This is a genomic window from Streptococcus pseudopneumoniae, from assembly GCF_001072375.1.
In the GTDB taxonomy this organism is placed as follows: domain Bacteria; phylum Bacillota; class Bacilli; order Lactobacillales; family Streptococcaceae; genus Streptococcus; species Streptococcus pseudopneumoniae_L.
The window spans coordinates 21,255-34,494 of sequence record NZ_JVKV01000093.1; the positions used below are offsets into that span (position 1 = coordinate 21,255).

Below are 13,240 nucleotides of genomic sequence, written 5' to 3' on the forward strand. Positions count from 1 at the left end.
TGAGGAAATATGACAAATGTCATAAAAAGTTCAGTCAGCTACCAGCTCAAAAACTCATTGCAAACTAAAAAGATCGGGAATCTTTTCCCGACCTCTTTCGTTTTCTATTTCATTCTTATTCCACACTGAAAAGATATGGATACACTGGTTGTTGACCTTGGTGGATTTCTACTTCAACATCTTCGAATTCTTCTGCGATTTCTTGGGCGATTTGGTTAGCCAATTCTTCACTTCCATCTTCACCAATATAGAAGGTTACGATTTCACTGTCTTCGTCCAACATATGCTTCAAGGTTTCAGTCAAGGTTTGGTGCATATCAGGGTTTGATACAAGGATCTTACCATCCACCATACCAAGATTGTCATTTTCATGAATTTCTAAGCCATCGATAGTCGTGTCACGAACGGCTGTTGTTACACTACCGCTGACAACATCGCCAAGGGCAGCAGTCATGCGTTCTTGGTTTTCTTCGATAGACTTGCTTGGATCAAAAGCAAGAAGGCTAGTCAATCCTTGAGGAATTGTACGTGCTTCTACCACAACAGCTGGTTGTTCCAATACTTCGGCTGCAGATTGAGCCGCCATGAAGATATTCTTGTTGTTCGGTAAGAAGATAATGTTGCGAGCATTAACTTGCTCAACAGCCTTGATAAAGTCTTCTGTCGAAGGGTTCATAGTTTGTCCACCCTCGATGACATAGTCCACACCTTGAGCACGGAAGATGTCTGCCAAGCCTTGACCAGCTACTACTGCGATAAGGGCGTATTCTTTTTCTTCAGCTGGTTTGCTGACTTGAGCTGCTTCTTTTTCCACTTGTGCTTCGTGTTGGTTACGCATGTTATCGACTTTAACCTTGACCAAGCTACCATACTTGAGTCCTTCTTGCATGACAAGACCTGGATCTTCTGTATGGACGTGAACTTTAACGATTTCGTCATCATTGACAACAAGCAATGAGTCCCCAAGTTCGTTCAAGTAGTTACGGAATTCTTCGTAGTCAAACTCTTTAGCATAAGTTGGGCCTTGTTTAAGAGCAACCATGATCTCCGTACAGTAACCAAAGGTGATGTCTTCTGTTGCCACATGTCCAGCTACAGACTTGTGGTGTTCTGCATTGATCATTTCACTCATGTTGGCTGGAGTAGCGACAAAGTCCTCAGAAGCGCTGTATTCACCAGTAAGGGCTGAAAGGAATCCTTCATAGATGAAGACCAAACCTTGACCACCTGAGTCTACAACTCCAACTTCCTTCAATACTGGAAGCATGTCTGGAGTCTTAGCAAGGGCTGTTTTAGCTCCTTCCAAAGCTGCACGCATCACCTCAATAGCATCGTCTGTCTGCTCGGCTTTTTTCTTAGCACCGATGGCAGCACCACGTGATACAGTCAAGATTGTTCCTTCAACTGGCTTCATAACAGCCTTGTAGGCTACTTCAACACCAGATTGGAAGGCAAGAGCTAGGTCTTTTCCTGTTAACTCTTCTTTGGTTTTGATGGCTTGTGAAAATCCGCGGAAAAGCTGAGAAGTGATAACTCCTGAGTTCCCACGCGCACCCATCAAAAGACCTTTAGCCAAGATACTTGCGGCCTCACCAACTGTTGAAGCTGGTTTGTCTGCTACTTCTTTGGCACCATTTTCGATAGTCATTCCCATGTTTGTTCCTGTATCTCCATCTGGAACTGGGAAGACGTTCAATGAGTTGACATATTCGGCTTGCTTGTTCAAACGAGTAGATGCAGCCTGTACCATTTCTTGAAATAAGCTTGTAGTAATATTTGACACGATTATTCTCCTACAACTTTGATATTTTGAATGTAGACATTCACAGTTTGAGCAGTGATGCCAAGTTGATTTTCCAAACTAAAGCGAACACGCTCTTGGATATTTTTTGAGACTTCACTGATTTTTGTTCCGTAACTCAACACGGTATATACATCAACTGCAATGCTACCATCTTCGGCCGCTTTTACAACGACACCTTTAGAATAATTTTCCTTCCCAAGGAGGGCTTGGAAATTATCTTTGAGGGCTTTCTTACTTGCCATACCGACCACACCAAAAATCTCAGTTGCTGCACCGCCTACAACGGTAGCAATCACTTCATCTGTTAGTTCGATTTGACCATCTTTTGTATTAATTTTTACAGTCATTTTTTCTACCTCAACTAGTTGATACTCTATTTTATCATATTTCAAGCCAAGTGTAAAAGCAGAATACTGTATCGGCGGATATTTGCGCCTTTTACAAGTGATTTTGAGCTTAGAGCAAAAGAAAAAGACCTGATGGCCTTTTACTCTTTATTAAACGCGTTCTACTTTACCTGATTTCAAAGCACGAGCTGAAGCCCAAACTTTTTTAGGTTTACCATCGATAAGTACAGTAACTTTTTGAAGGTTTGGTTTTACGGCACGTTTTGTTTGGTTCATCGCGTGTGAACGGTTGTTTCCTGATACAGTCTTACGACCTGTAAAGTAACATACTTTAGCCATTTGTGTTTTCCTCCTATTAGATCTAATATAGCGGATGTGCTAGCACCACATACTGTACTATGTTATCACACTTTCTCTTTTTTGGCAAGGGGATTGGAATATTTTTTTATTTAACGTAAACAACTCCTAGTTTCCCAAAAGCTACATCTCCACGGATAATCAAGGTTTTGTTGGTTGGGGCTACAGGGGCATCTGCCTTGGCTGCTCCACAAAAAGTCTCTACCTTTAGATCTACTCTCCAGTGTTGAGGCACGTAGATAACTGCATTCCCAAAGCCGACTTCGATATTCAGAGTAGCAAAATCACCTAACATCTCTGCATTGTCATAATAGATTTTGGCATTCCCAAAGCCGACTTCAAACTCGTCTTCTACCAATTCTTGGTCTTGCTTGTAAAATGTACCCGCCCCAAAAGCGACTTCCTTGTCTGTCAGAATGGTCTTTTCACCGTCATACCACCATTTTTTTCCATTCCAAGTTCTGTTAGAATGAGTGAGTGCGCTGACACCCATTACGATTAAAATACTTGCCCAGAACAATGATTGATTGGGAATCGGTAAAATGTCGTAAAAATGATTAGCAATCATAAGGGCCACTAGGGCTGTAAAAGAAGCTGAAGTGAAATGACGACGAAGCAATGCTTCAACTGATTGATAGGCAAAAAATCCAATACCGATCAAGGGCCAAATGTGTCCTCCTAGAGAAGGAATTCCAAAATTCCCCTGTAACAATACTAAAGCTGCCAATACTAGCAATACAATACCAAATGCTTTCTTTTTCATGTTCTTACCTCATGTTTCTTAGATTTTCTTTTAGGAGGGATTGGTAGTGCCGTGACACATGAACCTCCTTGTGGGTCTGATAAAAGGAAATAGTTCCTGTACCTGAGAAGGACTTGTCCACCGAGTAAACCTGCCGGATATTGGCAATGGTCGACTTGGATACCCGACTGAAATAGCGGGGCAGAATGGACTCCAACTCATAAAGCTTGAGCCGAACCTCGTAGGCTTCTTTCTGGGTATGAGCGTAAATCTTGCTACCTTCTGTCTCAAAGAAGAGGATTTCTGCCAAGTCTAAGTAATACTCACCCGTCCCCTTGTAAAAGATCAACCTAGGAGCCTTGGTTTCTTGCAAGAGTCGTTGCAAGTCAGCTATCTCATCTGTCAGGGCTGCAGCCTTGATGACAATCTCTGTCTCAGTTAATTCACTATCAATCTCGATTCGTAACTTCATCCTATCTCCTTTCTGCATCTACTATACCAAAGGCCAGAAGACTTTACAAGGGCAAAAAAGCAAGTGGTCACTTTTGACCCGTAAGTGGTTACGAGGCCAAGCCCACTTGCTTTGCTTCTTACACAATAAAGAAAAGAATTCCCAAGAGGAGGCCACAGGCGTAGCCAACTAGAACATCCTTGGGATAATGAACACCACCTAAAACCCGCACAAGACCGAGAAAAGCTGATAAAACCAATAAAATCATCCCCATAGGTAGACTAGCATGCATGCAAGCCATGGAAATAATGGTTGCCGAAAAGACATGGCGACTAGGCATTGAATTACCAGAACTATCCTTATCTAGTAGCGGGACAATTTCCCAAGTTTCATAGGGACGCGATTGATTGATCCACTTACGAACAAGCGTCAATAGGACAAAGCCTAAAGCTGGAACTAAAATATAGGCAGAAAGATCTTTCCAGACCCCTTTACCTACAAAGTTTGTTCCTAACAGTGTCAAGTATGCCAAGGGTATCAGAACTGTCATCATGCGATTAAAAATACGCATCAATTGTAATAGCTGTGGATGACGAAGGAGACTTGATTTTGTTTTATCGTACCACTCTTGATAGTTTTTCATATCTATTTCTCATACTTTTCTAGGACCTGCTGGGCTGTTTTCCCTTTAGCAAGCCAGTCTACTAATTTGTCCAGACGACGGATTTCCTGCATCAGAGGGTCCTCAATTTCCTCAATACGAATCCCACAAATCTTCCCTGTTATCGCAATCCGTTCAGGTGCATAAGACGGTGCCTGTCGAAAAAAATCTCCGTAGGTAAGGTCCCTATTCAGACAAGCAAGGATGGCACTCACTTCATAACCTGTCAGCCAACTGGTCACTTGGTGAACGGACTCTGCCCTTCCACCCTTTCGCTCAACCTTTGCAATCAAGGCTGGATAGATCGCAGAAAATTTCATATTGTATAATTTCTGACTCATACTTTCCTCTTTCTATTATACCAGTATAAAGAAGAAAAAGAAGGCCGTCAAGCCTTCTTTGGTTTTATTCTTCTACTTCATCTTCTGTAAATTGACTATTGTAGAGGTCAGCATAGAAACCACTCTGAGCCATGAGCTCATCGTGATTGCCTTGCTCAATGATATTTCCATCTTTCATGACCAGGATTAAGTCCGCATTACGGATAGTTGACAAGCGATGGGCGATGACAAAGGATGTGCGTCCTTCCATCAAACGGTCCATGGCTTTCTGAATCAACTCCTCTGTACGTGTATCGACTGAAGATGTCGCTTCGTCCAGAATCAAAAGTGGAGAATCTTTGAGAAGGGCACGAGCGATGGTCAAGAGCTGTTTCTGTCCGACGGACAAGGTCACTGTATCATCCAAGACGGTATCGTATCCATCTGGTAAAGTTGTGATAAAGTGGTGGATTCCGACTGCTTTGGCAGCTTCAATCACGCGCTCATCACTAATACCAGTTTGATTATAGATGAGATTGTCTCGAATGGTTCCTTCAAAAAGCCAGGTATCCTGCAAGACCATTGAAAAGGCATCGTGCACTTCTGAGCGCTTCATAGCCTTGGTATCCACACCATCGATGCGAATACTTCCCTTATCAATCTCATAGAACTTCATCAAAAGGTTGACAATAGTAGTCTTACCCGCTCCAGTCGGCCCAACAATGGCAACCTTTTGCCCTTCATGAGCTGTCGCAGAAAAATCATGGATGATCGTTTTCTCAGGAGTATAGCCAAAGGCAACTCTGTCAAAGACTACTTCACCCTTCATACCAGTCAATTGTCTTGCCTTATGAGATTCGTCTTCCATCTCAGCTTCGCCTAGAAACTCAAAGACACGGGTCATAGCTGCACTGGCCTGTTGCAAACTTGTAATCCCTTGGGCAATCTGTGATAAGGGTTGTGAGAAGGTACGAACATAAACCATGAAGGCTACGATAATCCCAATACTGATATGGCCTTCAAGAGCCAAGGCAGCACCGACGATAACAACCAAAACATAACTAAAGTTTCCGACAAAGAACATAGCAGGCATCATGATGCCAGAAATAAACTGAGATTTCCAGATACTATCATGTAGATTTTGATTCAAGCCTGCGAATGTTTCTTTAATGGTATCCACAGCATTATAGCTGGTCACCACATTGTGGCCAGAGTACATTTCTTCCACATAGCCGTTTACAGCTGCCAGATTGTTTTGTTGGGCTTTAAAGTAACCCTGTGACTTAGCCATAATCACTGAAACCGCAGCAAACCCAACAAGAGTTGAAACAACGGTTACCAATGCCAAAATCCAGTTCATGCCAAACATGGTAATCAAAACAGCGATTAGCAAGAAGCTAGCTGAGATAACGGTCCCTAGACTTTGGTTGAGGGACTGTGCTGCTGTATCAACGTCATTGGTTACACGAGAAAGGGTGTCCCCTTGAGAATGACGGTCAAAATATCCTAAAGGCAAGCGATTGATTTTTTCAGCAATAGCTGTTCGCAAACGTTTTGAAAAATGTTGGATACTCGTTGAAAAAATATAGGCTTGCGTATAGTTTAGGATAATACCAATCACATATAGGATGACCAAAAAGCTAGCAATACTTGAGACAGCCTCTAGGTCAATCTCTGTCATTAACCCATCTGAAATCAAGTTGGTAATTTCTTTTATTTTAGTTGGACCATACACCGTAATGATACTTGAACATACAGCTGCCACAACAGCTACTAGTAGGGGAAGTTGGAGACCTGCTAGAAAAGGTTTATATTGTTTCCATAAGGACATTTTCTTATTTTCCATGTTCCAATTCCTCCTTCGATAGTTGTGAATAGGCAATTTCTTGATAAACTTCGTTAGTTGCAAGAAGTTCCTTGTGGGTGCCTTGTCCCACGACTTTCCCCTGATCCAAGACTAAGATCAGGTCAGCGTCCATGATGGTTGAAATGCGTTGGGCAACGATCAACTTGGTCATGGATTGTGTCTTTTCAGCTAATACTTGGCGCAAGATACGGTCTGTCTTGTAGTCCAAGGCTGAGAATGAATCGTCAAAAATGAGAATCTCTGGCTTACGAGCCAAGGCACGCGCAATGGCCAAACGTTGTCTTTGACCTCCTGAGAAGTTAGTCCCACCTTGAGCCACTTCTGAAGCTAGACCTGCTTCCTTATCTTCGATAAAGTTTTTAGACTGGGCCAATTCCAAAGCTTGCCACATGGCAGTCTCACTTAGTGGCGTTTCTTGACTCTTACCAAAGTCGAGATTGCCCTTGACATCTCCTGAGAAGAGGACTGCTTTTTGTGGGATATAGCCGACTTTATTACGCAAATCTTCCAAGTCGTAATCTTTCACATTGACACCGTCCACTAGGATTTCCCCATCAGATACATCATAAAAACGAGGCAAGAGGTTCACAAGCGTAGATTTACCAGAACCAGTTGAGCCGATAAAGGCAATGGTTTGTCCTGCTTCTGCCTTGAAACTGACATGCTCCACAACCGCTTCTGAGTTTTTAGAGTAACGGAAGGTTACATCACGGAATTCCACTTGACCTTGAACAGATGCTTCTGCAGTCTGTGGTTGACTAGGATTTTCAATAGAAGAATGCAAGTCCAGCACTTGATTGATACGTCCTGCAGAAACCAAGGTACGAGGAAGGACGATAAAGAGAGCACCCATGAGCAAGAAGCCCATCACGACCTGCATGGCATAAGACATGAAGACCACCATATCACTAAAGAGTGGCAGACGTTCTGTCAGGCTAGCATCGTTGATAAGATAGGCACCAATCCAGTAAATTGCAAGGATCAAGCCACTAGAAATCGCCTGCATAATTGGGTTCATAATGGCCATTAAGCGACTAACAAAGAGATTGAGTCGCGTGACTTCTTCATTAGCTTCTTCGAATTTCTTATCTTGATAATCCTCAGCATTATAAGCACGAACAACCCGAATCCCTGTCAAACTTTCACGAGTAATACTATTGAGTTTATCTGTCAATTTTTGAATGACAGATTGTTTCGGAAAGGCCAGAGTCAGGAGAACAGTTGTCATCAAAACATTGACGATAACAGCGATTACTACTGCCCAGAGCCAGTACTCAGACTTCCCAAGGATTTTTCCAATGGCCCAGATAGCCATAATAGGACCACGAGTGACCACCTGGAGTCCCATGGTAAAAAGCATCTGAACCTGTGTGATATCATTAGTCGTCCGAGTCAAAAGACTGGGGATTGAAAAACGTTTGATCTCTGTCTGCGAGAAATCTAGAACTCGATTAAAAATATCGCTTCGTAGATGAGCCGTATAGGATGCTGCAACTCGAGCAGCAAAAAATCCAACTGTTACAGATGATAAGAAGGCTAAGAATGACAAACCCATCATCTTAGTTGCTGGCGACCAAAGGTCTCCCAACTCCGTACCTGGCGTTCCGAGTAATTCTGTTATTTTTGAAACGTAAGTCGGTACTTCTAACTCTAGATAGACCGAGAAACAGGTAAAGAGAACAGTTATTAGAATCATGCCCCACTCTTTTCCTGTGATACGCTTAGCGAGTTTCTTCATTCTTACCTCCTATTTTTTCTACATTTGCTTGTAGTTGGCCCATGACTTCTTCAAAAATAGCGAGATTCTCTTCGGAAATGCCATCAAGCAAACTACGGTTCATTCGATCAAAGAATGATTTGATTTGTTTCATCTGAGAGCGTGATTTTTCGGTCAAGTGAACAAATTTCGCCCGTTTATCACTTGGACTCACCTCCAACTCCACCAAACCATTTTGCACCATGCGCTTCACTAGATTACTGGCGACTGACTTGGTGATATTGAGTTCCTGCTCAATATCCTTGATTAACACCGCCTGTTCAGACTCCTCACGATAGTCTAAAAATCGTATGACTTGGCCCTGCGGTCCACCCATAAATTCAATACCACAACGTTTAGCTTCCTGTTGCACCATAAGGTGAACCTGATGACCAAAGCGTTTAAAAGCTAACATCGGCTTATCCATGATTGCTCCTTTTTACACATAAATAGTTCTCTAGAGAACCAATAAGTTTCCATGAGAACTATTTTATCATTTTCAAATAGGATGTCAAGAAAAAAGTTTCCTAGAGAACTATCTAAGCAGAAATTGACATAAGCTCTTATTTTATCTATAATAAACACTATCTCACATAGATACGAATCCAGTTTACTAGAAATGAGAAATTCACACATGAAACAAAAAGAACAGAAACTCTTAGGAATCCTTGCCATCATCTTTGGAGCCCTGGCGCTTCTTGGTTCTTGGATACCTATCGTTAACATCCTATCATTTTTCCTTGCCATTGCCACTTTGATTTTAGGAGTTTTTGGTATTGCCATCAATCTCAGAAACCGTAAAACATTGGCTATCATCGGGACAACCTTAGGTCTTATTTCCATTGTCCTTGTTTTAATAACTCAAGTTCTATCTACTAATGTCTTTACTGACCTTGCCAGAACCTTTAGTCACCCCTATAGAAATATCACTTCTTCAACTGATACTGAGGATTATGGTGAACTTCCTGATAGTAGTACAGACGAGGGGGATGACGAGGAGGATACTGAATTCTTCACTTGGAGCCAGGAACAGTTCGATGCCTTGGTAGAAGGGGACACTTCTGATAGTGGGAAAGGTGGCAGCAACTACAAAGATATTATCAGAAAACACGGAATCCCAGATTCAGAAACAGATTCAGTTATGGGAGACTATGAAATAAAAAGAATCACCTATCTCTCCATCAGTTCAGACCCTAAGACAGTTGTGCTCACGTTTGTTAAGCAGGAAAATGGCCAGTTTCTTCTAATCCGTAAATTTGCTGTCGGACTGGACCGAAAAGAACAATCTGATTCTGGAGTGAAAGTTTAACATAACTAAAAAGGTGCCGGGAATACAATCGGTAGACCAAGTCTCGATTTCTAAACCCCAGCACTAGGATATTTCCACAATCCATTGGATTATAGACAATTATAGATTACTAATAACGTTTTGAGCAAAAGAAATTTTTGTCTCTTTCCTGCCCTTTTGTCATCACAGGATAAACAAACCCCTTGAAAACACTGAATTTTCAAAGGGGTTATTTTTATTCTTAGAATCCGTCTACGTTTGTGTAGATTTTTTGTACGTCTTCGTCGTCTTCAAGGACTCCGTAGAGTTTTTCAAATGTTTCCAAATCTTCACCTGACAACTCAACTTCTGATTGAGGAATCATTTCCAATTCAGTTACTTGGAACTCTTCAATACCAGATTCACGCAAAGCAACGATAGCCTTGTGAAGGTCAGTTGGTGCAGTGTAGACAGTGATTGTTCCTTCTTCTGCTTCTACATCATCTACATCGACATCTGCTTCAAGCAAGAGTTCAAAGATAGCGTCAGCATCTTCACCTGCAAAGACGATAACACCCTTGTTGTCAAAGAGGTAAGATACAGAACCTGAAGCTCCCATGTTCCCGCCGTTTTTACCAAAGGCAGCACGCACGTTGGCAGCTGTACGGTTAACGTTTGAAGTCAAAGTATCCACGATCAACATAGAACCATTTGGTCCGAAACCTTCATAACGTCCTTCTGTAAAGGTTTCGTCTGTGTTTCCTTTTGCTTTATCGATAGCCTTATCAATAACGTGTTTTGGTACTTGCGCTTGTTTGGCACGATCGATAACGAATTTCAAAGCAGTGTTTAGTTCTGGATCTGGCTCACCTTTTTTAGCTGCTACATAGATTTCTACACCAAATTTTGCATATACTTTAGAGTTAGCTCCATCTTTAGCCGTTTTCTTGGCTACGATATTGGCCCATTTACGTCCCATTAGGAATCTCCTTTTTTCACATTTTAATCTTTCTTATTATAACACAAGTCTATCCGATTTTCACTAGAGGAAATGGATTTTCTTTTGTAAATTAAGCTAGGATTTCCCGCCAGTAGCCAAGAGTTTTTTGCCTTCTTTGATCCATGGATGTTTGGAAAGTGAGAAGTAAAGTTGGGCAGTCATAACTAGCCAGAGAAGGGGCTCACATAGAATCACACCTGTATAACCTGTCCAAGGAATAATCCAAGCCACGAAAATAATTTTACCAAAAAACTCGATAAAGCTTGATACAAGTGGCAAGAATTTTTGACCGAGACCCTGCAAGCTATTTCTATAGATCAATAAAAGACTCAAAAACGGATAGAATACAGAACTGATGCGTAGGTACAAAGCCCCATTTTCAATCAAGTAACCGTCTGTCGAACTTGCCAGGAAAGAAACTAGGCTAGGACTTGCAAAAAATAGGAATACACAAGCAAAGCTTGCCCAAGCCATACTGATATAACTCCCTAGTCGAAGACCGTGGACAATGCGATCTGGACGTTTTGCACCAAAGTTTTGAGAGATAAAAGTCGTCATCGATGCTGAGATAGCCGTCATTGGCAATAAGGCAAAGGCCATGATTCGGCGTGCTGCTGTCTGAGCACTGATAATGACTGCTCCAAAACTATTGACAGAGGATTGCAAAATAACACTTCCGACAGAGACGATTGAACCCATCAAGCCCATGGCTAGCCCCTGCTCTAAGAGATCGACATAGAGGGCCTTATTCCATTTAAAATCCTTCAACCTAGGAAGGAGCTCTGGAACACTCTTTCGGATATAGAAATAACAAAGGATAGCTGACAAACCCTGGGATATAATGGTTGCAAGACCTGCAGACTGAACACCTAACTGCAATTGTGTAATAAAATACAAATCCAGAATGACATTAACGATGGCTGAGAAAATAAGAAAACCAAGCGCCGCAAGACTATCGCCAACAGAGCGTAGCAAACCTGCAAAAAGATTATAAGCAAAGCTCACTCCCACACAGCTAACAATCATGGAGATATATTCATAGGACTGAGGGAGAATTTCTGCAGGTGTTTCTAGGTACTGTAAGAGTGGATAAAGACCAAAAAAGCCCATCAACATGACAAGCACACTCAAGATAATCCCTAAAATCCAAGTTGCTGCGACAGCTTCCTTAATCTTTTCAAAATTACGAGCGCCATAAAGACGTGCAATAACAACACCCATCCCATTTCCAACACCGAGGGCAAAGCCGATAATCAAATCAAAAATGGCTGTCGTTGCTCCGACTGCCGCCAAGGATTCTTGCCCTAAAAAACGCCCAACAATCAAGATATCAGCTGTATTGTAAAGTTGCTGAAAGATATTGGACAGTAGAATCGGTAATGCAAAACTAATTAGCGCGGGAAGGATGGGGCCATGAATCAGGTCCACCGTTGATTTTTTATTCATAAGGCTATTATATCAGCTTTCCAGTAGGGGAACAAGAGAGTTTGGATAAGAAAGCGTTGCCTATATACAGACAATCTGGTATAATCATGACAGAAAAGGAGGTTAGGTATGACCTTAACCAGCCAGTTAATTACAGATGTATTTCCAGATCTTGAAAAAGTTGACCAATTAAACAAGGAAGCTTTTCCTGAAGAAGAAAGGGTACCTTTGGAAGAATTTTTACGTTACCAAGATAGGGATGACGCTCACTTTTTCGCTTTTTATAACGAGGAAGAATTTGTTGGCTTCGCTTTTGCTATTGCCAATCAAAAAGCATTCTACATCAGCTTTTTTGCCATTATGCCCCATCTCCGCAGTCATGGCTACGGGAGAGAAATCATTGAAAAACTCATTGATTTTTACCAACGTACCATGATTCTTGAAGTGGAGCGGTTGGACGAAGATTGTGATAACCTCGAACAACGAAAAGCCCGCATGGATTTCTACTTACAAAATGGTTTTAAAACTGCCAATGCCTTTTTAGAATACGAGGGTATGAGCTTTGAAATTCTCTATCGTGGTGACCATTTTGATGAAGAAGCCTATCGGAATATCTTTCAAAAATTGCAAGAAGAGAATTACTTTGACTTCCACATCGAGTACCGTCGCTTTAGTGAACACTAATCTAGATTGCAACCTTGAATCTCCATTAAAGATTTGTAATTTTCTCTATAACCGATTTACAATCACCTGTCGCAGGTGATTTTTTATTTTTCCCAAAGAAGATAAAAATTTGAAAAAAACTATCCCTAGCTCATCATAAATAAGGCTGAAACAATTTTGTCTCAGCCTTATCATGATTTATCTTATAAAGATGCACGAAGTTTACGCTTCTGTTCCAGCTTCTGGCATGATGAGCCAAAGAATGAGGTAAGCAAGAATTCCTGATCCACCTAGCAATGTGAAGAGAATCCAAATAGCACGAACCAATGTTTGGTCCATATCTAAGTAGTCAGCAAGACCTGCACAAACACCTGCAATCTTTTTATCTTGAACATTACGAACTAGACGTTTTTCCATAATAATCTCCTAATACTAATTTTTCTTTTTATTTTATCATCAAATCAAATCTTTTTCAATAGTCTTTCTACTTTTTATCTGAAGATGCTAGCTTTAGCAATTCTTAAGCTCTCATTGTTTCATACTCTTCGAAAATCAAATTCAAACCACGTCAGCTTCACCT

The 13,240-nt window shown here is 41.5% G+C and carries 15 protein-coding genes; 2 read left to right on the top strand and 13 right to left on the bottom strand.

Going from position 1 to position 13,240, the window contains the following annotated elements:
- Window positions 1–115: 115 nt before the first annotated feature.
- The 10 genes from ADH31_RS07315 to ADH31_RS07360 form a co-directional block, all read right to left on the bottom strand.
- On the bottom strand, window positions 116–1,783 hold the full coding sequence (locus ADH31_RS07315) for a DAK2 domain-containing protein (RefSeq protein ID WP_049509864.1): 1,668 nt from the start codon (window positions 1,781–1,783) through the stop codon (window positions 116–118).
- Between the two features lie 2 nt (window positions 1,784–1,785).
- Window positions 1,786–2,151 carry an Asp23/Gls24 family envelope stress response protein gene (locus tag ADH31_RS07320; protein ID WP_000216431.1) on the bottom strand — a complete coding sequence of 122 codons (366 nt, stop codon included), beginning with the start codon at window positions 2,149–2,151 and terminating at the stop codon, window positions 1,786–1,788.
- Between the two features lie 150 nt (window positions 2,152–2,301).
- Window positions 2,302–2,490 carry a 50S ribosomal protein L28 gene (gene rpmB, locus ADH31_RS07325; protein WP_001140948.1) on the bottom strand — a complete coding sequence of 63 codons (189 nt, stop codon included), beginning with the start codon at window positions 2,488–2,490 and terminating at the stop codon, window positions 2,302–2,304.
- A gap of 106 nt (window positions 2,491–2,596) precedes the next feature.
- Window positions 2,597–3,271 carry a LiaF transmembrane domain-containing protein gene (locus tag ADH31_RS07330; protein WP_049509866.1) on the bottom strand — a complete coding sequence of 225 codons (675 nt, stop codon included), beginning with the start codon at window positions 3,269–3,271 and terminating at the stop codon, window positions 2,597–2,599.
- 4 nt (window positions 3,272–3,275) lie between these two features.
- Entirely contained in the window at window positions 3,276–3,722 is a 447-nt protein-coding gene (locus ADH31_RS07335) for a LytTR family DNA-binding domain-containing protein (protein WP_004250544.1), read from the bottom strand.
- A gap of 118 nt (window positions 3,723–3,840) precedes the next feature.
- On the bottom strand, window positions 3,841–4,344 hold the full coding sequence (locus ADH31_RS07340) for a phosphatase PAP2 family protein (protein ID WP_049509867.1): 504 nt from the start codon (window positions 4,342–4,344) through the stop codon (window positions 3,841–3,843).
- Between the two features lie 2 nt (window positions 4,345–4,346).
- Window positions 4,347–4,703 (bottom strand): DUF2200 domain-containing protein, encoded by a 357-nt coding sequence (locus tag ADH31_RS07345; protein ID WP_049509868.1) that lies wholly within the window; start codon window positions 4,701–4,703, stop codon window positions 4,347–4,349.
- Between the two features lie 64 nt (window positions 4,704–4,767).
- Window positions 4,768–6,528: an ABC transporter ATP-binding protein gene (locus ADH31_RS07350; RefSeq protein WP_049509870.1), complete on the bottom strand. Its 1,761-nt coding sequence runs from the start codon at window positions 6,526–6,528 to the stop codon at window positions 4,768–4,770.
- Entirely contained in the window at window positions 6,518–8,287 is a 1,770-nt protein-coding gene (locus tag ADH31_RS07355) for an ABC transporter ATP-binding protein (RefSeq protein WP_049509872.1), read from the bottom strand. The genes ADH31_RS07350 and ADH31_RS07355 overlap by 11 nt, the downstream gene beginning before the upstream one ends.
- A complete protein-coding gene (locus ADH31_RS07360; RefSeq protein WP_049509874.1) occupies window positions 8,271–8,732 on the bottom strand; it encodes a MarR family winged helix-turn-helix transcriptional regulator in 462 nt (153 codons plus the stop codon). Before ADH31_RS07360 ends, ADH31_RS07355 begins: the two co-directional genes overlap by 17 nt.
- A gap of 207 nt (window positions 8,733–8,939) precedes the next feature.
- Between ADH31_RS07360 and ADH31_RS07370 the strand changes: the two genes are divergently transcribed.
- Window positions 8,940–9,614, top strand: a complete 675-nt coding sequence (locus ADH31_RS07370; RefSeq protein ID WP_049509876.1) for a CD20-like domain-containing protein — start codon at window positions 8,940–8,942, stop codon at window positions 9,612–9,614.
- A gap of 220 nt (window positions 9,615–9,834) precedes the next feature.
- Here the strand turns inward: ADH31_RS07370 and ADH31_RS07375 are convergent, their stop codons facing one another.
- The gene (locus ADH31_RS07375) at window positions 9,835–10,551 is read right to left on the bottom strand and encodes a YebC/PmpR family DNA-binding transcriptional regulator (protein ID WP_045762594.1); all 717 of its coding nucleotides are present in this window, start codon (window positions 10,549–10,551) and stop codon (window positions 9,835–9,837) included.
- 96 nt (window positions 10,552–10,647) lie between these two features.
- Window positions 10,648–12,018 carry an MATE family efflux transporter gene (locus ADH31_RS07380; protein WP_049509878.1) on the bottom strand — a complete coding sequence of 457 codons (1,371 nt, stop codon included), beginning with the start codon at window positions 12,016–12,018 and terminating at the stop codon, window positions 10,648–10,650.
- 108 nt (window positions 12,019–12,126) lie between these two features.
- Here ADH31_RS07380 and ADH31_RS07385 point away from each other — a divergent pair, with 108 nt between their 5' ends.
- Window positions 12,127–12,681, top strand: a complete 555-nt coding sequence (locus tag ADH31_RS07385; RefSeq protein ID WP_049509880.1) for a GNAT family N-acetyltransferase — start codon at window positions 12,127–12,129, stop codon at window positions 12,679–12,681.
- Window positions 12,682–12,882: 201 nt separating this feature from the next.
- Here ADH31_RS07385 and ADH31_RS07390 read toward each other — a convergent pair whose 3' ends face one another.
- Window positions 12,883–13,077 (bottom strand): PspC domain-containing protein, encoded by a 195-nt coding sequence (locus ADH31_RS07390; RefSeq protein ID WP_049502854.1) that lies wholly within the window; start codon window positions 13,075–13,077, stop codon window positions 12,883–12,885.
- Window positions 13,078–13,240: the final 163 nt, after the last annotated feature.